Source organism: Candidatus Clostridium helianthi, from assembly GCF_045310795.1.
GTDB lineage: Bacteria > Bacillota > Clostridia > Clostridiales > Clostridiaceae > Clostridium > Clostridium helianthi.
Genome location: NZ_JBJIAB010000057.1, coordinates 1 through 25,272 on the forward strand (window position 1 = coordinate 1; position 25,272 = coordinate 25,272).

Genomic DNA, 25,272 nt, shown 5'->3' on the forward strand with positions numbered 1-25,272 from the left:
CTATAATCTTATTATAAATAGAAAAACCCTATAGGGTAGACTTTTTTTATAGTGTCTACTCTATAGGGTACATTTTATACTAACTATTATTCTTTAATATAATTCTTCTTCCTAACGCTCTAGGGATTAATTTATTTCCTAAAATCAACAACTTATTTTTATATCCTGGAATAATTATTGTATTGCCCATTGAAAATTCTCTGTAAGCACATTTTGCTATATCACTAGCATTCATTAAATATCTTTTAGATCTTTGTGACTTTTTTATACCAGCCTTCTCTTGAAATGATGTCCTTACAGGCCCAGGGCAAAGGCAACTTACCCTGATTCCCAAATCTTTCAACTCATCATGAATTGCTTCTGTTAATGATAAAACATATGCCTTGCTTGAATAATATATAGACATTTTAGGACCACCAATAAATGCTGCTGTTGATGCCACATTTAAGATACCTCCATGTCTTCTCTCAACCATCTTTTTAGAAAAGTATTTTGTAAGCATAGTCAATGCTGTAATATTTATATTTATTATCTTTTCTTCAAGTCCCTCTTCTAAATCATGAAAAAAACCAAAGCAACCTATGCCTGCATTATTTATTAAATTATCCACAATTAAATTCTTTTCTTCCACAACTTCTATTATCTTTTTATAACCTTTATCCACAGATAGGTCACATTGAATTATTTCTACAATTACTCCATAGTCATCTTCAAGCCTACTTTTAGCATTCTTCAGCTTAATTTCGTCTTTTGCTATAATAATTAAATTATCTTTATTTTTAGCATAGATCTTTGCTAACTCAAATCCAATTCCGTCACTACCACCAGTTATTAATGTGTATCTGTTTAAATCAGTCATTATAATCCTTCCTTCTAAGATATTCTATTAGTTTACAAGCTATATTTCCTTGCTATTACCTTAGAATTATAATCATGTTCATACTCCATTTATACACAAATGATTGCTAATTGCAAATTTATATAATTTATGTTATCATATAATTAATAAAATATTCAGAAAATTTAGGCAGTTACAGTTAATTCTGAATTGACCTATCTCAAATTTAACACTACTTTTTCTAAAAATGTACTTATCATTTGATAAGTACATTTTGTTTTTTTTGTATATATGATTTTAACTAGTTTGTCCATAATTTAAAATTGTTTAATTATAAGTTCTGCTGTTTTTATATTAGTAACAACAGCTACATTATGTACATTACAAACTCTAAGCAATGCTGATACATCTGGTTCATGAGGTTGCGCTGTCAATGGATCTGTAAAAAATATTACTAGATCAATCTTTCCCTCTGCAATACGACCACCTAATTGTTGATCTCCTCCATATGGACCAGATAAATATCTCTTAACTTCAAGACCTGTTGCTTCTGATATCTTCGTTCCAGTTGTTCCTGTAGCAACTAGCTCATATTTAGCTAATACATCCTTATACTTCTTTGAAAATTCAATAATATCTTCTTTCTTTTTGTCATGTGCTATTAATGCTATTTTCACAATTATCGTCCCCCTTTTTATATGCATTTGATACGTTTTCACATTGGATTATACTATACTTTTTTGTAGTTATAAAGTCTATTTAATATTATTATTTTATCATATAAATATTTATATACTATTACAACACACTTTATATATTTTAAGATTATTTCCTTGGCAATACCTAATTATGTTGATTTATTGATGAAAATATTAATTTATTATCTTTAATTATTATAATATATAAGAATATAAAGAATATCATGCAATAATATTCTTTATATTCTCTGTATTATCTTATTTGGCCATTTCCATAAATAATATATTTAATTGTTGTTAATTCTTTAAGTCCCATTGGACCTCTAGCATGTAACTTTTGAGTGCTTATTCCTATTTCAGCACCAAAACCAAACTCTGAACCATCTGTAAATCTTGTTGATGCGTTAACATATACAGCTGCTGCATCAACTCTTTGTAAAAACTTTTGTGAGTTTTTATAACTCTCTGTAATAATTGCTTCCGAATGCCCTGTTCCATATTTATTTATATGAGAAATTGCTTCATCTACATCTTTAACCACTTTTACGGCAATTATATAATCTAAATATTCTTTTCCCCAATCCTCTTCAGCGGCTTTCTCAATGTCGTTAATTACAGATTGTGATACTTCATCACCTTTAACAGCAACACCATTTTCTCTTAAAGCCTTAACTACTATCGGCAAAAAGTCATCCACTATCTTTTCATTTACAAGTAACTTTTCAGCTGCATTACAAACAGAAGGCCTTGATGCTTTTGCATTAACAACAATGTTTTTTGCCATTTCAAAATCGCAGTCTTTATCTACATATATATGACAATTACCTGTTCCTGTTTCTATAACTGGAACAGTAGCATTTTTAAGAACAGCTTGAATTAATCCTGATCCACCTCTTGGGATAAGAACATCTATAAACTCATTTAATCTCATCATTTCAGTTGCGACTTCTCTACTTGTATCTTCTACTAGCTGTACTGAAGCCTTAGGCAAACCAGATCTTTCAATTCCTTTTGTTAATGCCTTAACTATAGCTTTATTAGAATTAATAGCTTCACTTCCGCCTCTTAGAATAACAGCATTTCCAGTCTTTATACAAAGTCCTGCTGCATCGCAAGTTACATTAGGCCTTGCTTCATAAATTATTCCAATAACTCCTAACGGTACTCTCTTCTGACCTATTTGTAATCCATTAGGTCTTTGCCACATAGATATTACCTCACCTATTGGATCTTGAAGTTTTATAACATCTTTAAGCCCTGCTGCCATACTTTCTATTCTTTCATCTGTAAGTGCTAATCTATCTAGCATAGCTTTTGAAGTACCTTTCAATACTGCCGCATCCAAATCTATCTTATTAGCTGATATTATATCTCCTTTTGCCTTTATCAACTCTTCTGCCATAATCATAAGTGCATCATCTTTTTGCTTTGTTGATGCAATACCAAGATCATAAGAAGCATTCTTAGCATTTTGTCCTTTAATTATTAATTCGCTCATTTTTAGCCCCCATTTCTGATTTTATCTATGATACAAATAAAGTTCCTATTTCTTCACCATTTAAAATATCTATTAGTATATCCGGTTCACTTCCATTAGCCAAAATCATATCTACACCTGCTCTTGTAGATGTTTTAGCTGCTGATATTTTTGTGATCATTCCACCTGTTCCTAGATTTGATCCTGCACCTCCAGCGCACTCTTCTAACTCAGGAGTTATTTCTCTAACTTCATTTAGTAATTTTGCACTCTCATTATTCCTTGGGTCTGAATCATAGAACCCATCTATATCAGATAAAATTATTAACAAATCTGCGTTAATTAATGATGCAACTATTGCCGATAAATTATCATTATCACCAAATCTAACTATATTCTCAATTTCATCTATTGAAACTGTATCATTCTCATTTACTATAGGAATTATTTTATTATCTAACAAAGTTTCAAATGTATTACATACATTTTCCCTAATATGATTATCTTCTACAACATCTCTCGTAAGTAATACTTGACCAACCACATGGCTATATTCTCCAAAAAACTTACTGTATATATGCATTAATTCACATTGTCCAACTGCTGCTACTGCTTGCTTTTCTCTTATACTTTCGGGCTTTTCTTTCAATTTTAATTTATTAACACCAACAGCAACTGCACCTGATGTAACAAGCGTAACCTGCTTACCTGAATTAACTACATCAGATAATACACGCGTTAGCTTTTCAATCCTACTTAAATTAATATTTCCATTATTATAAGTTAATGTTGATGATCCAACCTTTACTACTATTCTACTAGCATCTTTTAACCTTTGACGAAAGCCCATTTTTCCATCCCCTTAAAGTCTATTTATTCTTTATAATTTATCTTACTATACCTAATATATCTTATCAAGTTTTAAAGGATGTTTTATAATAAAACATCTAGTTCTATATAAATATAATTATGTTTTTATAAAAATAAGGATAAAAGAAATACTAAATTTATTAAAATAAGTATTTCTTTTATCCCCTATATAATCTACTAGATTAATGCAACTTAAAATTCTGATTTAAATTATATATACAAATACACAAATAAAATGACAAAGAGTTCCCAACATAATAAATATATGAAATATTTCATGTCTTCCAAATAACCATACTTTTATTTTATCTGATTTTAATGCGTATATTATCCCACCTATTGTATACATTATCCCTCCAAGAACTAACCATGATAGTCCAAATGAAGATAAAACTTGAGACATTGGATATATGGCAAATATTGCAAACCACCCAATTCCTATATACATGCTACTGCTGAGCCATCTAGGACAAGTTACCCAACATAATTTAAATGCAATTCCGATTACTGCACATATTGTTACTGCTAGAAATAGATTTATTCCTACCTTTCCATTTAACGCCACTAGGCAAAATGGTGCATATGATCCTGCTATTAATATAAATATCATAGAATGATCTAATCGTTTTAGAATTTTTATTACTTTATCATTTGCTATTACTGAGTGATATGTTGCTGATGCGCTATATAATAAAATCATACTTATCCCGAAAAATAAAACTGATACAAATGTTATTGTAGAACTTCCCCTTGTATATACCTTTACTAGCATTGCTATTAATGCAAATAATGATAGAACTGCTCCAATAAAATGAGTTAATCCATTAATAGGTTCTCTTAAATATTTCTCCATTCTTTTACCCTCCCATTTATTCCCATGTAGTTTTAATAACTATGTGTTGCTATATTAGAATTATTTCATATTTTTTTTTATATTGCAACCCCATTTTTGTTTATTTTCTATTTATTAAATAGTATTTTACCCATAAATGCTTGAATTATCTACTTCTTTTCGATAATATTAAAATTATAATAATGACATAGTTTCTATTACTATGTGAGGAGTGAAATTATATGAATGACTTTAATATTGATGCATATATAAATTCACAAAAATCATCTAATAACATTAACTTAAATGATTTTCCTGAAATTGATTTATATATGGATCAAGTGATGCAGCTATTTGAAAGTAAATTAAGCTACACTAAAAGAAATGATGATGACAAAGTTCTTACTAAAACTATGATTAATAACTACGCCAAAGGCAATCTTTTAATGAAAATTAAAAATAAAAAGTATACTAAAAATCATCTTATTTTAATGGGGTTAATTTACAATTTAAAAGGTGCACTGTCCCTTACAGATATAAAAACTATCTTGAGCCCCATAATTGATGCTTTTGAAAAAGAAGAAGAATATCCATTACATGATATATACCAATCCTTTCTTGATATATATGATTCAAACTTAGATGATTTAAAATCTTCCTCGACTAAAATTTATGATAATATTACAAATCTAATAAGTAATGAAGATAATTCTTTAGGAGACTATGAAGAAAAGCTTCTGCTTATATGCGCATATGTTAGTATGAGTAATCTTTATAGACGTATGAGTGAAAAAATAATAGATGAATGTTTTGGGAGTACCAAAAATTTTAAATAACATTAATTTTAATTAAGTAATAATACAAAAATTTAAAATTATAGAAATACTTAAAAATGCAAAAATCATTAATTATATGATATAATAAGCAACATGTAGTTAAACTATTTATACGATGCACAATTAAGGATGAAATTCCAAATTAATTTATGATAACATATTTTAACGATAAAAAGGATTTTTTCCCTAATTGTGCATTATTATAATTAAGAAGAAATGAGGTCGAAATATATTGATAAACGTATCAAATGTTAGTTTGAGATTTGGTGGACGTAAGCTTTTTGAAGATGTCAACCTTAAATTTACTCCAGGAAATTGTTATGGAGTTATTGGTGCTAATGGAGCTGGAAAGAGTACATTCTTAAAAATATTATCAGGTGAGGTAGAACCTAATACTGGTGAAGTTATAATTGCTCCTAACACAAGAATGTCTGTCTTGAAGCAAGATCATTATAAGTATGATAATTTTCAAGTCCTAGAAACTGTAATAATGGGAAATGAAAGACTATACCAAATAATGAAGGAAAAGGATGAAATTTATGCTAAACCTGACTTTTCTGATGAAGATGGAATTAAAGCATCTGAATTAGAAGGTGAATTTGCTGAACTTAATGGTTGGGAAGCAGAATCTGAAGCATCTTCGCTTTTACAAGGACTAGGTATAGGAACTGATCTTCACTTTAAAAATGTATCAGAATTGACTGGTGGAGAAAAAATCAAAGTTCTTTTAGCTCAAGCCTTATTTGGTAATCCTGGAATACTAATTCTAGACGAACCTACTAACGGCCTTGATTTAAAGGCTGTAAACTGGTTAGAAGACTTTTTAGGTAACTTTGATGGAACTGTTATAGTTGTATCGCATGATAGACACTTCTTAAATTCAGTTTGTACTCAAATGGCTGACGTTGACTTTGGAAAGATAAAAATTTATGTAGGTAACTATGACTTCTGGTATGAATCAAGTCAATTGGCTCTTCAAATGTCAAAAGATCAAAACAAGAAAAAGGAAGAAAAGATTAAGGAATTACAGGACTTTATTGCAAGATTTAGTGCTAATGCTTCTAAATCTAAGCAGGCTACTTCTCGTAAAAAACTTTTGGATAAAATTACTTTAGATGATATTCAACCATCAAGTAGAAAATATCCATTTGTAGGTTTTAAACCTGAACGAGAAGTTGGTAATGATATATTAATGGTTAAAGATTTATCAAAAACAGTAGATGGTGTTAAAGTATTAGATAATGTAAATTTCATAGTAAATAAAGGTGATAAAATTGCTCTTATTGGTAATGAAATAGCTGTAACTACATTATTCAAAATATTATCTGGAGAAATGGAACCAGATAGCGGTGAATATAAATGGGGAATAACTATAACTAATGCATACTTCCCAGCTGATAACTCAAAATACTTTGACGATTGCAATCTTTCTTTAGTAGATTGGCTTAGACAATATTCAGAGGAAAAATCTGAAAGCTATATCAGAGGATTCCTAGGTAGAATGTTATTCTCTGGTGAGGAAGCATTAAAAGAAGCCAATGTGTTATCAGGAGGAGAAAAGGTTAGATGTATGTTGTCTAAAATGATGCTTTCTAATGCTAATGTATTAATGTTAGATCAACCTACGAATCACCTTGACCTTGAATCAATTACAGCTGTAAATAATGGTTTGAAAGATTATAACAGTAACATATTATTTGCTTCTCATGACCATCAGTTCGTTCAAACTATAGCAAATAGAATTATAGATATTAAAGATGATGGTTCTATAGTTGATAGAACTATGACATTTGATGAATACTTAGAATTTTCTAATTCTAATAAATAAAATTAACCATATAAATTAAAATTATATGTAATATACTTATAATAAAAAGTTCAGCATTTCTATAAATTGCTGAACTTTTATATTTCTTTAATAAATTATTTTCAATTTAATTTGCTGAGTAAGCTATAATCTCTAAATTAATCTTTTATCTTATCATATCTTCTATTACTTCAAAAACATGATCTACAAGATTATCAGCATATGGCTTAATTAGTTCTTCTACTGAATTAAATGTATAACTATTATTGGTAATCCTAAACATAGAAATATCATTCATTGAATCGCCGACCGTATATAAGCTATCAACGCCTTTATTTTCATCTTCCAAAATCATCATAATTGCATTTCCTTTTGAACAATTCTTTGGAACTATATCTACAAATACTTGATTTCTAAAAGCTTCTATATACTCATCATATTCATTTATCAATTTTTCTCTTACCAATTCTGATTTTTCTATAGATTGAGATACATTAAACACACTCATAATTTGTGAATCTGATACGCTACTCAATGCTTCTTCTAATGTTACCCTATTAGAAAAATGATTAAAAAAATCAGCATCTACACCTGAAACATCAACTAATTTATTCTCTATCATATAAGTATCATTTCCATCATCATAATATATTAAGGAATCTCCTATATCATAAAAATCAGATATTATTCTATTCTGTATTTTATTCGGTATTGATTTCTCATGTATAATATTGTTTCTGTTATCCATTATCACTCCGCCATTACACATAACTAAGTAATCATACTCAAATGGATATTCCTTTAAAATACTATTTACTCCCTTTAAACTTCTTCCTGTTGAAATTATTATCTTATTTCCAGATGCTTTTAGTCGCCTCAATGCATCTAAATCTTTTTCTGAAATTTTGTTATCTCTAAATAGCGTTCCATCTAAATCACTTGCTAAAAATTTCATTAGTGTCCTCCCAGTTCCATAGTTATTTTATTCAATTTGGTAATAATCATATATACTGCTCATAAAAAGTGTCTCTCTATACAATCCCTACTTATACTTAATTATAAGTGCAAATTAGAACTGATTACATTTATCTAGAATCTAAAATATAAACTTCATATTTTAAATATATCTATTTATATCTATTCCTAATCCATTCAATGTAAACTTAATAGTACTCTCTATAATATCTTCTAAATTTATCTTCTCTATATGTATAGATTCATATATTGCAGATGAACATAGCGATCCAAAAAATTGGAATGCAATAAGTTCTACATCTCCTTTTTTAATTTCCCCAATTTCCATTGCAGTTCTTATATTAATTTCAATTTCATTTATATACTTTCGTATTTTATGACGCAATTCATTTTGTCTATGCTCAGTCCCCCACAATTGACTCATTACTATTTTAAAAAAATCTGTATATCCATATAAAAATGTTAATTGTATTCTACATATTTTTATTAATTTTTCAATAGGACCTATATTCATATTCTGAACTTCAATAACTTGATTTTGTAATATTTGCAATCCCTCCTCAACAATGAAATTAAATATTTCCTCTTTACTCTTAAAATGGTAATATAATGTCCCCTTTACGAGTCCAGCATTGGCAGCTATATCATCCATAGTAGCACCTCTGTATCCAGATTCAGAAAATATTTTTATTGCAGATTTAAAAATCAAGTTCTTTGTTTTGTTCATAACATTTCTCCTCATTTTTCAATAATTTCTTATGCTAATATTATCAATATATTATATCATTTAGTTCATTATTAAACCACAATTCTACATATTACTATTTATATCAAAAATGAAACTTTCAGTACATATAATCTTACTTTTGAAATTTTGATTATCTGTGATAAAATTAATATTAAGGTAAAAAATAAACTATGTATGTTACACATAATTTATTCAATTTATATCAGTTTTTCTATATTATTTACTAAATAATTATTCTATAGATTTAACTAGATATATCTAATTAAAATAAGAAATGGAGGATACTTGTCATAACTGTAACATTATAAATCTTTAGAGCTATTATCTCTAAATTATTTCATAAAGTTTTGACATTTGTATTTATGATTCAAGTATATAATAGAACTACAAAATCTTATGAAGAAGAACTTATCGCTGGAAAGAAATATATAGAATGGACCTATGAATCACCAGTTGGTAAAACAATTACTGAACTTATTGCAAAGAAAAAATTATTTTCTAAGTTATATGGGAAGTATTGTGATACAAAGCTAAGCAAATCCAAAATTTCACCATTTGTAGATAGCTTTAATATTGATATGGCTATGTCGAAGAAGAAAATTAATGAATTTAAATCTTTTAATGATTTCTTTACAAGAGAATTAAATTTTGATGCTAGACCAATAAATTCAGATAATAATATATTAATCTCTCCAGGAGATGGAAGAATAACTGCCTATGAAGACATTGACTTAGATAATATAATTCAAATTAAGGGATTAACTTATAGTTTAAAAGAGTTAATTAATGATGATAATGTAGCTAGTAAATATAAAAATGGAATATGCGTTGTATTACGCTTATGCCCTACTGACTATCATAGATTTCACTTTATAGATTCTGGTATTCCATATGAAAATCATCCTATAAAAGGGCACTATTATTCTGTAAATCCAATAGCTTTAAAATCTGTTCCTAAACTTTTTTGTGAAAATAAAAGAGAATGGTCTTTATTTAAATCAGATAACTTTAAAGATGTACTTCATATAGAGGTTGGTGCTACATGTGTAGGTTCAATAATTCAAACTTATTCCCCTAGAGTTAGAGTAAATAAAGGTGACGAAAAAGGCTATTTTAAATTTGGAGGATCTACAACTATATTATTCTTTGAGCAAGGATCTATAGAAATAGATGCTGATATTATAGAACAATCTAAATTAGGCTTTGAATGTAAAGTTATATTTGGTGAAAATATTGGTACTAAAGTTTTATAAAATAAAAAGAATGGGGTACCCATTCTTTTTATTTTGGCAGAGCGTGAAGGAATCGAACCCTCAATGTACCGTCCGTAGCGGTATGTTATATCCGTTTAACTAACGCTCCATATTCAATTTTAACAACAAGTTTATCTTATCACAAGCAGTTATAATAATCAAGTTTATAATTTGATTATTCTCATAATTTTATAAATTTAATACTATTATTCAACTTAGTCCCATATACAATTTGGAATAAGTTATCTAAAAATTAGGTTTAATTTTTAGATAACTATCCTTGTTCATGATGACTTTTACAAATATATATCAGAAAACTCTACCTCAAGTACTTCCACTTTACTTTTTATATTTAAACATTTATCTCTATTATTTTCATCATCCTGTAATCTTTCTATTGGTAGCTTAATTATAAATTCACAACCAGAATTCTCTTCACTTTTCAATTCGATACTACCATTATGAGCTTGAGTTAAGTATCTAACTAGATCAAGACCTATCCCACTTCCCGAATTCTCAGATTTTTTATTTCTTGAAGATTGAACAAATCTATTAAAAATTGTATTTTGCTCTTCCTTTGGTATCCCAATTCCTTCATCCCTTACCGAAATAGTTAATTGATTTATACTTTTCCACGCATTTATATATATATTACTTCCCTTTGGCGAGAACTTTATTGCATTAGAAATTAAATTCATTATTATTCTATCTATTGCTTCTGGATCTACTGCCATTATGCACTCTTCAACATTTGTATCAAAAACTAAAGAGATCTCCTTCTGCTTAGCATATTTATCTATTGAAGATATATTCCACTCTATTAAATTAATTACATCTAAATTCTCTCTTTTAATACTATAATGATTTTTTTCTAATTTTGTTGTATCTATTAGATTGTTTACAAGTTTTAATATTTTATATGAATTTCTTTTTATAACATCCATGTGATCCTGGCATTTACCATACCTTTTAATATCTTTATAATCATCCTTGTAACATTGTAAAACACTTAAAATTATATTTAATGGTGATCTCAAATCATGTGAAATATTCAAAATAAAATCTTCTTGATTTTTCTTAGATTCTGATAAATTAATAAGTTTGCTAACTAATTCATCTTTCGATAACTTAATAAGGTCATTTTTATTCAATATATTTTCCCTATCAATCTGATTATCTTTCAAAATATTAACCTCAACCATTTTTAAATCCCCTTTTGTAATTTTTTTTACTTTTTTTACCATATACCCTTAATATATAATATCACATAACTTCCCGGCTAACAACCATATTAAATAAATTTGATATGATATTTCTAATTCCAAAAGATTATATAATTGTTCATTTAAGTTTAATAATTGAATATTACAAATTTAGATAATAATTTGAAAAATTTATATATATGATTATATTACTAAGTATAGTTTCTTATTATTTCATCCTTTATATACTTTAATATCAATATTACATAGGTTAATGTTCCAACAATAAACATAGTATCAAAGCTTATATTAGGATTAGCTATTTCTAGTATTATTTGTATTATTAATGGCAATGTAGCCGCATATAAGGTTAAAGAATATAAAGCTATATATTTGACTACCATTCTTAAAAATACTGTAAAAAGTGCTGCAACAATTGATACAATTAAGGAATTTAATAATAAATTAAAAAGTATTATTGAAAAATATGCTACCGTTTGATCTACTAAAGATATTATATCTAAATTATAATTCTTATATTGAACAAATGCACTCTTTAAGCCTCCTAATAAGAAACTAAGGAATATTGCATATGAGATTGATCGTAATATTCCTTCTTTCGCATATTTAGAAAAAACCTTTATGTCATATATAGAAGTTATAAGCTTTATAAAAAAATTAGTTCTATTAGTCATTTTCCCCTCCAGATAAATATTGTCTACTTCCATAAGGCCTATTAAGTATATTAACACATATTAAAATTAGTTTAAACATCAAGGTTTATTATTTACTTTTATTGTCAATATTATATAAATAAAAGAGGGCTTTGTAATTAAATAAAAGATTAGTGGGCAATATCTTATTCAAATTCACTCTAAATATATTAGTTACTTCATTAGGAGGCATTTATTTGAGCATAAATACATTTTATTATAAAAAGTCAAAAACTAAAAAATTACCTAAAAGAATTATGTATGTACTAGCTTTATTAATAGTATTATCTTCTAGCTGTTTTTACGAGTTATACAGTTATAATAAACTTTTAAATAACTTCAAATCAGATTTTGATAATTATAAATTTTCTGAAGCTAATAATTTATTGATAACTAAACAAAACTTTAATCCATTTAAATTATCTATGATTAGTCATGATGTTTCCAAATATCTTAGAACTAAAATTAATACTTTATCAGATGAAATCCAAGATAAGAAAATTTCTTCTGAAAATGCATTAATTCAGTTTAAGGAAATAAAACGTTATAATCTAGTGAATGATGATGATCTACATAAGGCTTCTGATTCAATAGATTTAATTCAAGATTCTATTAAAAATTATAACTCTGGTATTAATTCTTTTAATAATGGACAATATCAAGAGGCAATTTCATTCTTCAAAAAAGTTTCTGCTTTAGATCTTAACTATACAGATTCACTTATATACTTAGATGAATCAAAAAGTAAACTAAAGGATAATTTATTTGCTTACTGCGATAATTTAATTAGCAATGATTACTATAGCGAAGCTATGTCTAAAATTTCAGACAATAATGACCTTTTGGGTGATGACATAGATGTAAAAGAAAAGATAGCAGATATAAAAGAAAAACAACAAGAATACTTAGATAAAAATTCAGCTATTGCTGAAGCTTCATCGCGTGCCTTAACAACCAATATTACATCAAAAAATATTAATACATTAAACATAGAGAGTTCAACACCTTATCTTATAAACGTAAGTCTTCAGGATCAAAAGACTTATGTTTATAAGGGAAAAGCTGATAAATGGCAGTTGGTTAAAACTTTCCCTTGTTCCACTGGAATAAGTGGAGAGGATACACCTCCTGGATCATTTACTATTAAAGAGAGAGGTGATTGGTTCTTTTCAGAAGAATATCAAGAAGGCGGTAAATATTGGACTCAAATTACTGGAGACATTTTATTTCATTCAGTTCCATTTGCTAAAGACAAAACTACAGTTCTAGATTATACAATGAATAAACCTTCTTCTCATGGTTGTATTAGACTCTCTATAGATGATGCCAAATGGATCTTTACTAACATACCTAGGGAAAGTAAAATTATAATAAAATAACTATTAAAAAAGCAAGAAGACACATATAAATTTATCTTTGTCTTCTTGCTTTTATTGTTATTTTACTTAAACATATTTATATTACTTGAATTTCCTTTTCTAAGTAAAATGAATATAAGTACTTATATTTAACCTTTTTACCTGTTAATTTAAATATTGCATCACTATAATAATCTAATTGTTTCCTATACTTCTCTTTAAATTCATCTTCGTGACCTTCCATGACGTAATCCGTTTTGTAATCTATAAGTATAATATCCCCATTATATTCAAAAAAACAGTCAATTATTCCTTGTAATCTTATCTTTTCATCCTTATATATATTATCAAGTGTTTTATCTACTTCTAAACTGCTTATCTCTGTATAAAAAGGTATTTCCCTATAAATCTTTTCTCCACTACAATTTAACTCAAGAATTTTTTTCCCTAAATCCGACCTAAAAAAACTCAGTATTTTAGTAGGATTAATTACCTTTAATTCTTCGCTAAGCAAAAGCTCCTTTTCAAATAATTCGTGTAATTGTTCTTTAATTTCCTCCGTAGATGATACTCTATTAAAATCTATTTTTTTCATTACAAAATGAACTGCAGTACCTTTTTCTGAAGGAGTAAGGCCTTTTTTTTCTTGAAGAAATTTAGGGACAACTTTTACTTTTTCTCTGTATAATTGTTCAGTATCATCATCTTCTTCTGCATGCCTTCTCTTTAAATCTGAAACTGAAATATTACTTTTAATTGTTGTTGAAGCTTTAAATGGATATTTATATGATAATATTTTATCTACTTCTTCATATATAGAATTATCATATGGTTTATTATTTATTATTGTTAACTCATATTCTTCTCCTTGTTCTAGCACCTCTGTCTTTGTCTTATCAATCAAGTCACCTTTATTCCAAAAATTAATTTTCCACCTAGAATTATCATCCTTTAATATTAAATTTTCAGTTCCAAAACTTTCTGATAAAGCACTACCATCTCTATGTTGACATAGTGACATACAAATCCAATCTAAATATGACTTTCCTTTTAAAACCTCCGAAGGGGATATGCGATTATAATCTAAAGATGCCGATCCTAACCATTTTTCAGCTGATTTTTCAAGATTTCCTACTGTACCTGTCATAATCAACTTTTCCTTTGCCCTAGTACATGCTACATACAGTATTCTCATTTCCTCCGATAATGTTTCAAATTTCATCTTTTTCTTTATTGATTCCTTAGCTAAAGTTCCTGTGCTAAACCTTTTTTCTATATCTATAAAGTCTGGCCCAAGTCCTAGTTCGTCGTGGTACAATATGCTTTTATTTAAATCCATAAGGTTAAAATTCTTTCCTAACCCACATAAGAATACCACAGGGAACTCTAATCCCTTACTTTTATGGATACTCATAATTCTTACTACATCCTCATTTTCACCTAATACTTGAGCACTTCCCATGTCACCTGAAGATTTTATAAGTTTATTTATAAAATTTATAAAATTAAATAATCCCTTAAAACTCGTTTTCTCAAATTGTCTTGCTCTTTGAAAAAGTATTTTTAAGTTTGCTTGCCTAAGTACTCCATTGGGCATAGCTCCAACATATCCATAATAAGCAGTATCCATATATAAATACCATATAAATTCATCAATTGCCATATAAATCGATTTATTTCTCCACTTGTCAACGGAATTAATAAAATACTTGCATTTAGCTATCAATACATCAGAATAAGACTCATTAATTGAATGATAAGATTCTTCACTTATATATTTTATATTTTCATAAAAATAATTATCTTTGTTTACAAGCCTAATATCACTTATTTCTTCTGCTGAAAATCCCATAATTGGAGATCTCATTACTGATATTACTGGAATGTCCTGCATTGGATTATCAATAACCTTTAAAAGAGAAATTATTGTTCTAATTTCAATTGATTCAAAATAACCAGATCCTGTATCTGCATACACTGGAATTCCTTCTGCACTTAACTCATCTAATAATGAATCTGACCAGTTTTTAGTAGCTCTAAGTAGAATAACTATATCCCTATATTTTAATGGCCTATGTTCACCAGATTCCTTATCTAAAACTTTAAAGATTTGTTCATTTTCATTTTTTGACATTAGTTCTTTAATTCTCTTCGCAACGATTCTACCTTCTAAAATAACATTATTTATTTCTTCCTGTTCCTCATTATCTTCTACAACCGTTTCATTATAGCTTTTATCAATTATATTAACTTCAATAGGACCTCCAACAATTGTATCTTTGAATTTATTTTCCTTAAAGTCTGCACCTAAATTTAGAGCTTCCTCATCTGTATATTCTAACTCCCCAACAACTTCAGACATTACTTCTTTAAAGATGTAATTTACTCCATCTATAATTTCTCTTCGGCTTCTAAAGTTTTTATATAATTGAATTTTTCTGTTCATCCCATTACTTGAATCATATGTATTATATTTTTCAATAAATAATTCAGGTTTTGCTTGTCTAAACCTATATATACTTTGCTTCACATCACCAACCATAAATACATTGGGATTATCATCGTTTTTTCTGGATACTAGGTTTATTATTGTTTCTTGAACGTTATTTGAATCTTGATACTCATCAACAAGTACCTCATCGAAATATTCTTTAAAATTCATTGCAATGCTTGATGGAATTATATTATTCTCATCATCATAATCACTTAATATTTTTAAACATAAATGTTCTAAATCATTAAAATCTAATATATTTCTTTCCCTTTTTCGTTTACTAAACCTAGCACTAAATTCTAAAACTAATTCTATCAATTTTTTTATGTAAGGATATGCCCCTTGAATATTCCTTAACATTTGCTGTGAATTTACTGAATATGCATTATTTAATAATTCAGATATTCCTTTTTTAACATCATCTCTAATTTTTTTTACAGTATTTTGGGATTGCTCATCTGAAACCTTATCCTTTTTTATAGATTTTAATCTACTGAATTGTATTGATGATAATGAATTAAACATTTCCTCAAGTCCATTATCAGTAGATTCATAAGCATTTTGTATATAACTTAATTCCATTAATAAGTTATCCATATAAGGTTCTAATCCATCAGTTTTGCTAGTAACCTCAATGGCCTTTTCTAACATTTTAACATACCCATTTAACTCAATTTTTACACTTTGAGCTAAAACTCTTACCCAATTAGTTCTATCCAATTCATCTAATTGTTTAATATTAAAGGCCTCTGCGCTATTAATAAGCCACCTTTCAGGCCATGGACCTGACATTGTAAAGTTATATAAATCTAATACTAAGTTTTTTAAATTATTATCATTTTTATAGCTGCTAAATATCTCAACCAAATTAGTGAACTCAATATCTTCTTCCTCATATTTATCTTCGAAAAGTTCTTCAATAACTTCCGATTTAATTAGTATTCCCTCAGTCTGATCACCTATTCTAAATGATGGATCTAGATCAATCCTATGGTAATTATTTTTAATTACATCTAAGCAAAACGAATGCATTGTAGTGATATTAGCTCTATTTAACAGTGTTAATTGCCTCTGTAGATTTTTAGACCTAGGATTATTCTCTAATTCCTTTGATATCGCATCTGCGATCCTTTCCCTCATCTCGGCTGCTGCTGCATTAGTAAAAGTTACAACCAATAACTTATCTATATCAACCGGATTCTCTTCATTAGTAATTATTCTTATAATCCTCTCTACTAAAACAGCAGTTTTACCTGAACCCGCTGCCGCTGCAACTAGTAAATTACAATTTCTCGTTTCAATTGCACTTAACTGTTCATCAGTCCATTTTGTATTACCCATATATAAATCTCTCCTGTACTAATTAAAATCGTTTTAACTGTAAGAAAACCTAATTAATTTTAATCAAAAATATACTAGATTCTTTTATATTACTATACTTCCTCATTTTCAACTTTAATTAATTTATTAGAATTATCAATTTCTTTTTTTATATTATTCCATATATCATTTGCAGATTTGTTTATTATAATTTTGTATTTATTATCTTTTATCTCTGTATCAAATTGGCATATTGATGAAAAATCACAGTATTCACAATGAGCAATGTTAGAATTCTTAGTCGGCTGAATTTTAATATCTCCACTTAGCATTTCTTCACATATCTCTATCATCTTATTATTTACATATTCTCTAAGTATTCTAAACTCCTCTTCTGTTACAACATCACTTGTTGCCTTAAAGCTTCCATCAGTCTTAAATGATGCTGGTATAACCAATGAATATCCTTCTATATCCTTATCCATAGCTTTCACAACCCTCGCATCCTTTAAAACTAATCCTTTCATCTTTAAAGCACTTAATACTTCTTTTTCTACTTCTTCATCAGTCATTTCCTTTTTGCTTTTTATTATAGGATCATCTATTTTAAAGTATAATATTGCTCCTGGCTTTACTTGCTTATCAAGTATATATTTCGAATTCCTTATAAGTGCGTCTAAATAAACTAATAATTGCATTTGTAATCCATAATATATTTCATTTAAATCAAATTTTTTAGCTCCAGTTTTATAATCTATAACTCTTATATAAGTTTCACCATCTAAATCTAACTTATCTATTCTATCAATTCTTCCTTGAAGATACACCTTCTCATTGTCATTCAAATCTAATGTTATAGCTTCTCCAGAACTATAACTTCCAAAATCAAATTCAGTTTTAAATACTTCAAATTCACCTTTTCCTATTTGACTTGCAATAACTGAAACAGATTTAGATATTACTCTTTTAAATCTTTGCGCTAAATATTTAAATTTCTTAGTACTATTCAATATAGAATTACTTTCATCCATTAACTTCTTATCAATAAGGTTAGATATTATCTCCTTACATTTTTCATTGCTTAAATCAGACCATAGTATTCCATCTTCTCTAACTTTATTAGTGAATGAATCAAGCATTTCGTGTACAAATGATCCTAAGTCTGGTGGTGTAAATTCATATACCTTTCTATTTTTAGCCTTTAGCCCATATTGAACAAAATAAGAAAAGGGGCATTCTGCATACTTTTCTAACTTTGAAACACTGAATACTAACTTTTCTAAGTCATTCTGATAAAGTTTTCTAAGTTTGTTTCTTGGAACTTTATCTCCAATGTTTGAGTAACTAAGCCCCTTAAATATATTTTTAACTTTATCCTTAAACTCACCATTATTTTTAAACCATTCATATACCTCAGGCCAGTAATGCTCTATATGTTCTTTATCAAAATCTTTTCTCATAGAAATTATAAGTTCATTAAATGTTGGAATTGGCGCAATAACTTTGCTAAGTTTATTTTCAAGGATTTTTGAATCATAAATTGCACTTTCTTCAATTAAATTAGGAAATATCTTTTTCATTCTAGATATTACTATAGATGGTCTTAATGACTTACCTTCAAAATCAGCCATTGGATATGAAAGCATTAAATATTCACTACTAATTGTTAATGCTATATATAGTAGATACTGTTCTTCAAAAACTTTATTTCTAGTTGTTGATGATAAATTTATTCCAACCTCACCTAATGTTGTTCTATCTCTATCAGATAATAAGCCTTCCTCTTTCTTAGATGCTGGTAGAACTCCATCATTAATTCCTACTATGTAAAGAACCTTCACATCTCTGCCCTTTATTCTTGCTATATCTCCAATATTAACCTGATCCAATGCTACAGGTATAATTCCTATCTCTTCATTGGCAAAACCAGAACTCAATATTCTGAAAAACTCAGAATACTCTAATCTCTCTTCGCCTATAACATCAACCGCTTGATCTAGAATGTCTATAACTATACTTTCAACCTGACTATATTCCTTAACTTTATCTTCTAATCCTAATTCTTCAAAATTTTTAATCCATTCATTAATTCTGTCAAAAACTTTTACATCCACTAAAAACTCATAAATAGCTGAACATATATCTTTAACTTTATGTTTTCCATTTATTTTATTATGAAAAGTCATCAATGGATATCTTATCTCTTCCATAATTTCAGCTATTAAAACTTTATCATCCGTCAATTCGCTATTTCCTATAAACCATTTCTCATTTACTATTTCTCTTGATGTCCATTTATAACCCTTTACCCCATGCTCTAATATAAAGTTCTCTAGCCTATCTATATATGAATTATCTATGCCAGTTAAACCACTCTTTAAATATTTAAATACACTTTCATAAGACCAATTCTTAAGCAAAATTTCAAAAGCAGAACTTATAAGTACAATCAATGGATTACTTAGTAATTGAATCTTTTTATCTAAAAAGTATGGAATATTATAATCTTTAAATATTACTGATATTATTTTTTCATAATCATCTATATTTCTACAAACTACAGATATATCTCTATATCTATACCCATTTTCTCTCACCAAACTTGTAATACTTTTTGATACTCTTTCTATCTCGTCATAAATATTACTTGCTTTGTAAAGTGTTATTCTCTCAGGGTTCTTATCATATTCATTAAATGGGTAAGAAAAAAAATATTTCTCTATGTGATCAAGTTCTAGATTATCTTTAAACCTATAAGGAATTGCATTATTTAAGTTGACTGGTTTATCATAAGCTATATTGTTTTCTTTCATTATTTTTAATATTTTATTTTCAGTATTCTTTATGATATTGAATACATCAGTTATATCTTCAGAGTTGTTATTTAGAGATTCGTTATCAATACAAAAAGTTATATTAACTCTTCTACATCTCTTGGCCAACACCTTTATAATGTCCAGTTGTTGAGGTGTAAAGCTAGTAAATTCATCTATCCACACCTCAGAATCTACATACGCGCTACTTTCTAATAACTTTTTATTTAGTAATGTTAACTGATCATCTCCATCAATGTAATTTTCATGCATTTTTAAGTTAAATGCTTCATAAATTATCATCAACTCTTTAATTTTTTGATATAATTCATTATCATTTATTTTCTCATCTATTGCTCTTATACTATCAATGCTAATATTATACTTTTTAAATTCCGAAATCACTTCTGATATAATTTCATTAAATCCTTGTTCTCTAGACATCCTATTAAAATAATCCAAAGACTCAATATTTTCATTTATAACTCTATGAATTAGCATATTCCTTCCAGATTCCTTAATAATCTCTTTAACTCTTCCACCATATTCTTCAAAAATATTATGAGCCATTTTCTTAAAACTCATCACTTCTGTTCTTAAGAAAGCATGTTCTCCAATTTCATGCAATATTTTATTTTCAGTCATAAATGTATACTGCTCTGGAACTAATAGGATTAATTTATTTATATCTAATTTTTTGTTAATATTATTTTTTATCTCATCAATACAAAATTTACTCTTACCTGTACCAGACCTTCCATAAACAAATCTTATACTCATATGTATTTTCCATCCTCACATTTTAAATATGAATTATATCTTTCTCTAATTATCCCCATAATTATCATATCTATATATTCTTTATCTATATGGCTATAATATCTTTTAATATTTTCCTCTATGAACCCACATTTTTTATAACACCTTATAGCTCGTATATTATAACTAGCAACGTATAATTCTACTTTCATAGCATTCAGCTTTTTAAATAAATATCTTAGAAGAGTTTTTATAGAATCTACTCCATAACTTCTTCCCCAATACTCACTCCCTATCGTTATGCCAATACAGTATATCCTACTATAATATCCTTGCTCCTTGTACGTTACAAAACCAATTAGATTATCATCTTCATTCACTATACTTAAAGATTTTCTTAAATCTACTTTATTATCCATGCTCTCAATTATTATATTATACTTTTTAACTTTCTCTTCACTATGTAACTTAAATAATATACTTACATCTTCCCTTTTTAGTACTCTTAAATGCACTTTGCTGCCGCTTAGCATAATTCACCTTCTTATGATAATTAATTTATTTTATAAGCAGACATATTAATTATAATATTTTAAGTTTATTTACTCCATAAAATTAATTAAAAACAAAAAAAACATCTAACAATTTGTTAGATGTTTGGCGGAGGATCCGGGATTTGAACCCGGGCGCCAGTTACCCGACCTACGCCCTTAGCAGGGGCGCCTCTTCAGCCACTTGAGTAATCCTCCATGTGCCTTCTATTTTAATGGCGGAAAGATAGGGATTCGAACCCTAGGTACGCTTACACGCACGCCGGTTTTCAAGACCGGTGCCTTAAACCAACTCGACCATCTTTCCATGTCTCACAACAAATATGATTATATCAACTAATTTTATTTATGTCAACATATTTATTGCAATAAATTTAATTTTTTCATTTATCTAAACTTAATTGTAGATATGAGTTACAGAATATCAAATAATTTAGAATAGTAAATTATATTTATTGAAAATTTATATATAAATTTTCAACAAATAAAAATATATGTTTTACTAAGACTAATTAATTATACTAAAAAGCACCTAACAAATGTTAGATGCTTGGCGGAGGATCCGGGATTTGAACCCGGGCGCCAGTTACCCGACCTACGCCCTTAGCAGGGGCGCCTCTTCAGCCACTTGAGTAATCCTCCAAATAAACTTTATATTTTTAGACAAAAAAATGGCGGAAAGATAGGGATTCGAACCCTAGGTACGCTTACACGCACGCCGGTTTTCAAGACCGGTGCCTTAAACCAACTCGACCATCTTTCCACGTCTAGTGACATGTATTATTATATCAATTGCTTATACTTATGTCAACTATTTTATAATATTTTATTAAAATAAATTATTATAATAAAATATTACCTTATGGATTTAGTGTTTAGCTATTATTTTATCTTCCTTGTACATATTATATCTACGCCAGTATTAAGTATATTCTTACAAATATTATCGCCAATATTTGTAGGAGTACTAACATAAATCCTGCTAAGAACCTTTGAGAATTCTTTCCATAAGTGCTTCTCAACGCTTTTATTACTTTTTACTGATACAACTTTGTAATTCATATTACCTTTTACTCTAACTAAACTGGTAAAAACATCTTTATTAGGCATTACTAATTACTCCAATCTAAATTTCATTAAATTCCTTAATTCTTCCAACTAAAATTTGTGAATCCATAGAATCATCTACTATATCTAAAGCACTTTTATCCATCTCTCTGGCCAATATCTTTATTATTTTTATATTGCAATTTGAACCATTGCAGTTTCCAAGACCTATCCCTGTACGCCTTTTTACTCCCTCTACTGTTCTTGCACCTAAAGGTCTTCTTATTGAATCAATAATTTCTCCCTCAGAAATATTATTGCAATTACAAATAATATTGCCATAACGCTTATCAAGAGAAATTATTCTATTTATTTGATCTTTAGTCATCTCTCTAAATATATATGTCTCTCTCTTTTTATCAATATAATCCTTCTTCTTCGTTATATTCATACTTACTTTAACTTTCTTTTCAATATCTTGAGCAATTGCTGGTGCAACTGATATTTTAGCATAGTGATTTCCTACAACCTTTATATAACCGGCCTCTAAATTACTATCATCTATTAACATATCATTTTCGCTATATACCTCTGTAAATATATTAATTATTGACTCTTTTTTTATATTTTTCAATATTTTTTCTGGCAATTCTAATTTAGAGCTAAAATTATCACTAATCTTAATTCCAATTAAATTTTCATTTTCCGATATTGGCACCTTTATCATCGAATTTTCTTCATCTATATCTTCAATAATAATTTTCTTTAAGTTATCACCTATGCTTTTCTTAACTATTATACACCTAACTTTTTTATTTTTCATTTCGCTTGTTACATTACTACACATGTCATTAAATGATTCATTTGGAATTGTATTAATAACTAGTTTACAAGTAAACTTATTTTTATTCGTAGTTACTCTGAATCCCTTAGAGATAGTCTTAATATCTATAACCTCTTCTTCTAATCTAAAATTCACTCCATTATCTACAGCTATTTCTGCATATGAAACAGCTAGGTTATATGGTGATATTATTGAAGTATTCTCAGAATAGATAGCTTTATTTGCCTCTAAATTTAAACTTGGTTCCACATTATAAAGTTCATTACTATCTATTATACGAACTCCATCTATTCCGTGATCCACAGAATCACTATACACTTTATTTAATAGTTCATTACTCTCATCTAATAAAATCCTTAATGAGCCAATCTTATTATATCTAACATTGAACTTTTTACAATGCTTCCTTATTATATCTATACCTCTCTTCTCCAAGAGAGCCATTTTACTACTACTTGATTCTGAACCATCATAAACAACAGCTGTATTTGCAAATGAAATATCGTTTGCAACATCATATCCCTTTTCAATTAAAGCTATATTTATATTATATTTTGAAAGTTCATAGGCAACTGCGCATCCAATTATCCCACCGCCTAAAATTAGCACATCATAATCCATTACTAGTCCTCCAAATCTGAAACTATAAAGTTGTTCTTTTTCAATTCCAATATAATTAAATCAATATCATCTTGAGTTTCAGCTGCTATTGTATGAAGATGAACTCCATTAGTTAATGCAGATAGTAATTTTGCTTTTTGTTCCTTATATTTTTCAATAAATTTATTTAACTCATTATAATTCTTAATCATAAGCATTCCCTTTATTTCTCCATACAATGGATGCTCCACTACTACATCTTCAATAATTCCACCATATTTGATTACTATACTTAATTCCTCAATCATCTCATCTTCAGTATGAATTACTGCAATAATTGCTTTAGCTTTATTATTATTTGCATTAATTATATATCCATCTGGAGTTGCTATTATATTCTTACCTTTAGCTCTAAGAATTGCTATATCTTTTACTATAACCTGTCTAGTTACAGAATATCTTTTTGCTATAAAGCTGCCTTTCAAAGGCTCATTACTTTCTAGAAGTAATCTAATTATATCCTCTCTTCTCTCAATAGAATTCATATTTCCCTCCTATTTTAATTGCAATCATCAGATATACTTAATACTTTTAAATATATATTTTTTGAGTCAATATTACTTTTATTATGATGATATTTAATAGAATTTATTACTTCTAAGCATTCATCATTATTAATACTCTCAATCAGTCTTGCTCCAATTTCCGGATGATTATAATAACTTATTATTTTCTTATTTTTATTATACTTCAAAAATTTTCCGTGAGTAATACTATTTAAAAAAACAATAATGCCTTTATAAAATATATTTAATTTAGATTCTAATTTTCCTATGTCATGCAATAATGCACACTTAGACATCTTTTTTTTATCGATATTAACTATATTATTATCCTCTATATATTTTATAGCCGTTCTACAAACTCTTATTGAATGTTGCCGCTCTGATTTAGTAAGTTTCATAAATAAATCCAACTCAGAAATACTAAGATACATCTTTAGTATTTCCATATCTTCCTTAATGAATATAGATTCTATTGCCCAATAAAATTGTTTTATTCTATATAAAAACATTCCTATCTCCTATGCTTATTCATACTAAACATAATTAAATAATTGTATAATAAAAGAAGTTATGAATTAATTCATAACTTCTTAGTGGTGGAGATAAAGAGATTCGAACTCTTGACCCCCTGCGTGCAAGGCAGGTGCTCTCCCAACTGAGCTATACCCCCA

General features: G+C 27.8%; 20 protein-coding genes and 6 tRNA genes. 4 read left to right on the top strand and 22 right to left on the bottom strand.

The window, feature by feature from the left end:
* Positions 1-79: 79 nt before the first annotated feature.
* The 5 genes from ACJDTP_RS25545 to trhA form a co-directional block, all read right to left on the bottom strand.
* On the bottom strand, positions 80-859 hold the full coding sequence (locus ACJDTP_RS25545; protein ID WP_406762812.1) for an SDR family NAD(P)-dependent oxidoreductase: 780 nt from the start codon (positions 857-859) through the stop codon (positions 80-82).
* A 296-nt stretch (positions 860-1,155) separates the two neighbouring features.
* Positions 1,156-1,515, bottom strand: a complete 360-nt coding sequence (mgsA, locus tag ACJDTP_RS25550; RefSeq protein WP_011967391.1) for a methylglyoxal synthase — start codon at positions 1,513-1,515, stop codon at positions 1,156-1,158.
* A 274-nt stretch (positions 1,516-1,789) separates the two neighbouring features.
* Positions 1,790-3,034 (bottom strand): glutamate-5-semialdehyde dehydrogenase, encoded by a 1,245-nt coding sequence (locus tag ACJDTP_RS25555; protein ID WP_406762813.1) that lies wholly within the window; start codon positions 3,032-3,034, stop codon positions 1,790-1,792.
* A gap of 25 nt (positions 3,035-3,059) precedes the next feature.
* The gene (gene proB / locus ACJDTP_RS25560; protein ID WP_406762814.1) at positions 3,060-3,863 is read right to left on the bottom strand and encodes a glutamate 5-kinase; all 804 of its coding nucleotides are present in this window, start codon (positions 3,861-3,863) and stop codon (positions 3,060-3,062) included.
* 225 nt (positions 3,864-4,088) lie between these two features.
* Positions 4,089-4,736 (bottom strand): PAQR family membrane homeostasis protein TrhA, encoded by a 648-nt coding sequence (gene trhA, locus ACJDTP_RS25565; protein ID WP_017209552.1) that lies wholly within the window; start codon positions 4,734-4,736, stop codon positions 4,089-4,091.
* Between the two features lie 221 nt (positions 4,737-4,957).
* Here trhA and ACJDTP_RS25570 point away from each other — a divergent pair, with 221 nt between their 5' ends.
* Positions 4,958-5,551: a DUF1836 domain-containing protein gene (locus ACJDTP_RS25570; RefSeq protein ID WP_406762815.1), complete on the top strand. Its 594-nt coding sequence runs from the start codon at positions 4,958-4,960 to the stop codon at positions 5,549-5,551.
* Between the two features lie 232 nt (positions 5,552-5,783).
* A complete protein-coding gene (locus ACJDTP_RS25575; RefSeq protein WP_041893271.1) occupies positions 5,784-7,379 on the top strand; it encodes an ABC-F family ATP-binding cassette domain-containing protein in 1,596 nt (531 codons plus the stop codon).
* Between the two features lie 145 nt (positions 7,380-7,524).
* Here ACJDTP_RS25575 and ACJDTP_RS25580 read toward each other — a convergent pair whose 3' ends face one another.
* Positions 7,525-8,313: a Cof-type HAD-IIB family hydrolase gene (locus tag ACJDTP_RS25580; RefSeq protein WP_406762816.1), complete on the bottom strand. Its 789-nt coding sequence runs from the start codon at positions 8,311-8,313 to the stop codon at positions 7,525-7,527.
* A gap of 162 nt (positions 8,314-8,475) precedes the next feature.
* Positions 8,476-9,060: a TetR/AcrR family transcriptional regulator gene (locus ACJDTP_RS25585; protein ID WP_077837308.1), complete on the bottom strand. Its 585-nt coding sequence runs from the start codon at positions 9,058-9,060 to the stop codon at positions 8,476-8,478.
* 383 nt (positions 9,061-9,443) lie between these two features.
* Between ACJDTP_RS25585 and ACJDTP_RS25590 the strand changes: the two genes are divergently transcribed.
* Positions 9,444-10,334: a phosphatidylserine decarboxylase gene (locus tag ACJDTP_RS25590; protein ID WP_011967383.1), complete on the top strand. Its 891-nt coding sequence runs from the start codon at positions 9,444-9,446 to the stop codon at positions 10,332-10,334.
* A 34-nt stretch (positions 10,335-10,368) separates the two neighbouring features.
* Here the strand turns inward: ACJDTP_RS25590 and ACJDTP_RS25595 are convergent.
* The 3 genes from ACJDTP_RS25595 to ACJDTP_RS25605 all read right to left on the bottom strand — a co-directional run bounded on the left by ACJDTP_RS25595 (position 10,369) and on the right by ACJDTP_RS25605 (position 12,231).
* Positions 10,369-10,443, bottom strand: a tRNA-Arg gene (locus tag ACJDTP_RS25595).
* 187 nt (positions 10,444-10,630) lie between these two features.
* Positions 10,631-11,536, bottom strand: coding sequence for a sensor histidine kinase (locus ACJDTP_RS25600; protein WP_038456996.1), 906 nt, complete (start codon positions 11,534-11,536; stop codon positions 10,631-10,633).
* Positions 11,537-11,748: 212 nt separating this feature from the next.
* Positions 11,749-12,231 carry a DUF1189 family protein gene (locus tag ACJDTP_RS25605; RefSeq protein ID WP_406762817.1) on the bottom strand — a complete coding sequence of 161 codons (483 nt, stop codon included), beginning with the start codon at positions 12,229-12,231 and terminating at the stop codon, positions 11,749-11,751.
* Between the two features lie 215 nt (positions 12,232-12,446).
* Between ACJDTP_RS25605 and ACJDTP_RS25610 the strand changes: the two genes are divergently transcribed.
* Positions 12,447-13,628: a L,D-transpeptidase gene (locus ACJDTP_RS25610; protein WP_406762818.1), complete on the top strand. Its 1,182-nt coding sequence runs from the start codon at positions 12,447-12,449 to the stop codon at positions 13,626-13,628.
* Positions 13,629-13,704: 76 nt separating this feature from the next.
* On the opposite strand, the gene addA is transcribed toward ACJDTP_RS25610, so the two are convergent.
* The 12 genes from addA to ACJDTP_RS25670 all read right to left on the bottom strand — a co-directional run bounded on the left by addA (position 13,705) and on the right by ACJDTP_RS25670 (position 25,271).
* Positions 13,705-17,442: a helicase-exonuclease AddAB subunit AddA gene (addA, locus tag ACJDTP_RS25615; RefSeq protein ID WP_406762819.1), complete on the bottom strand. Its 3,738-nt coding sequence runs from the start codon at positions 17,440-17,442 to the stop codon at positions 13,705-13,707.
* Positions 17,443-17,534: 92 nt separating this feature from the next.
* On the bottom strand, positions 17,535-21,014 hold the full coding sequence (gene addB / locus ACJDTP_RS25620; protein ID WP_406762820.1) for a helicase-exonuclease AddAB subunit AddB: 3,480 nt from the start codon (positions 21,012-21,014) through the stop codon (positions 17,535-17,537).
* On the bottom strand, positions 21,011-21,526 hold the full coding sequence (locus ACJDTP_RS25625; protein ID WP_077840810.1) for a GNAT family N-acetyltransferase: 516 nt from the start codon (positions 21,524-21,526) through the stop codon (positions 21,011-21,013). Before ACJDTP_RS25625 ends, addB begins: the two co-directional genes overlap by 4 nt.
* Positions 21,527-21,651: 125 nt before the next feature.
* Positions 21,652-21,742 (bottom strand) — tRNA-Ser (locus ACJDTP_RS25630).
* 18 nt (positions 21,743-21,760) lie between these two features.
* Positions 21,761-21,851 (bottom strand) — tRNA-Ser (locus ACJDTP_RS25635).
* A gap of 244 nt (positions 21,852-22,095) precedes the next feature.
* Positions 22,096-22,186 (bottom strand) — tRNA-Ser (locus ACJDTP_RS25640).
* A 30-nt stretch (positions 22,187-22,216) separates the two neighbouring features.
* Positions 22,217-22,307, bottom strand: a tRNA-Ser gene (locus ACJDTP_RS25645).
* Between the two features lie 119 nt (positions 22,308-22,426).
* Positions 22,427-22,654, bottom strand: coding sequence for a DUF1667 domain-containing protein (locus ACJDTP_RS25650; protein WP_077841120.1), 228 nt, complete (start codon positions 22,652-22,654; stop codon positions 22,427-22,429).
* A gap of 16 nt (positions 22,655-22,670) precedes the next feature.
* Positions 22,671-24,056, bottom strand: coding sequence for an NAD(P)/FAD-dependent oxidoreductase (locus ACJDTP_RS25655; protein WP_406762821.1), 1,386 nt, complete (start codon positions 24,054-24,056; stop codon positions 22,671-22,673).
* A 2-nt stretch (positions 24,057-24,058) separates the two neighbouring features.
* A complete protein-coding gene (locus ACJDTP_RS25660; protein WP_077841118.1) occupies positions 24,059-24,580 on the bottom strand; it encodes a transcription repressor NadR in 522 nt (173 codons plus the stop codon).
* A gap of 14 nt (positions 24,581-24,594) precedes the next feature.
* A complete protein-coding gene (locus ACJDTP_RS25665; protein ID WP_171773104.1) occupies positions 24,595-25,110 on the bottom strand; it encodes an HD domain-containing protein in 516 nt (171 codons plus the stop codon).
* An 85-nt stretch (positions 25,111-25,195) separates the two neighbouring features.
* Positions 25,196-25,271, bottom strand: a tRNA-Ala gene (locus ACJDTP_RS25670).
* Position 25,272 lies beyond the last annotated feature (1 nt).

Excerpts from the sequence above, each read along its gene's own strand:
- ACJDTP_RS25545 (WP_406762812.1), bottom strand. The coding sequence starts at position 859 with ATGACTGATTTAAACAGATACACATTAATAACTGGTGGTAGTGACGGA.
- ACJDTP_RS25555 (WP_406762813.1), bottom strand. The coding sequence starts at position 3,034 with ATGAGCGAATTAATAATTAAAGGACAAAATGCTAAGAATGCTTCTTAT.
- proB (WP_406762814.1), bottom strand. The coding sequence starts at position 3,863 with ATGGGCTTTCGTCAAAGGTTAAAAGATGCTAGTAGAATAGTAGTAAAG.
- trhA (WP_017209552.1), bottom strand. The coding sequence starts at position 4,736 with ATGGAGAAATATTTAAGAGAACCTATTAATGGATTAACTCATTTTATT.
- ACJDTP_RS25570 (WP_406762815.1), top strand. The coding sequence starts at position 4,958 with ATGAATGACTTTAATATTGATGCATATATAAATTCACAAAAATCATCT.
- ACJDTP_RS25580 (WP_406762816.1), bottom strand. The coding sequence starts at position 8,313 with ATGAAATTTTTAGCAAGTGATTTAGATGGAACGCTATTTAGAGATAAC.
- ACJDTP_RS25585 (WP_077837308.1), bottom strand. The coding sequence starts at position 9,060 with ATGAACAAAACAAAGAACTTGATTTTTAAATCTGCAATAAAAATATTT.
- ACJDTP_RS25590 (WP_011967383.1), top strand. The coding sequence starts at position 9,444 with ATGATTCAAGTATATAATAGAACTACAAAATCTTATGAAGAAGAACTT.
- ACJDTP_RS25600 (WP_038456996.1), bottom strand. The coding sequence starts at position 11,536 with ATGGTTGAGGTTAATATTTTGAAAGATAATCAGATTGATAGGGAAAAT.
- ACJDTP_RS25605 (WP_406762817.1), bottom strand. The coding sequence starts at position 12,231 with ATGACTAATAGAACTAATTTTTTTATAAAGCTTATAACTTCTATATAT.
- addA (WP_406762819.1), bottom strand. The coding sequence starts at position 17,442 with ATGGGTAATACAAAATGGACTGATGAACAGTTAAGTGCAATTGAAACG.
- addB (WP_406762820.1), bottom strand. The coding sequence starts at position 21,014 with ATGAGTATAAGATTTGTTTATGGAAGGTCTGGTACAGGTAAGAGTAAA.
- ACJDTP_RS25625 (WP_077840810.1), bottom strand. The coding sequence starts at position 21,526 with ATGCTAAGCGGCAGCAAAGTGCATTTAAGAGTACTAAAAAGGGAAGAT.
- ACJDTP_RS25650 (WP_077841120.1), bottom strand. The coding sequence starts at position 22,654 with ATGCCTAATAAAGATGTTTTTACCAGTTTAGTTAGAGTAAAAGGTAAT.
- ACJDTP_RS25655 (WP_406762821.1), bottom strand. The coding sequence starts at position 24,056 with ATGGATTATGATGTGCTAATTTTAGGCGGTGGGATAATTGGATGCGCA.
- ACJDTP_RS25660 (WP_077841118.1), bottom strand. The coding sequence starts at position 24,580 with ATGAATTCTATTGAGAGAAGAGAGGATATAATTAGATTACTTCTAGAA.
- ACJDTP_RS25665 (WP_171773104.1), bottom strand. The coding sequence starts at position 25,110 with ATGTTTTTATATAGAATAAAACAATTTTATTGGGCAATAGAATCTATA.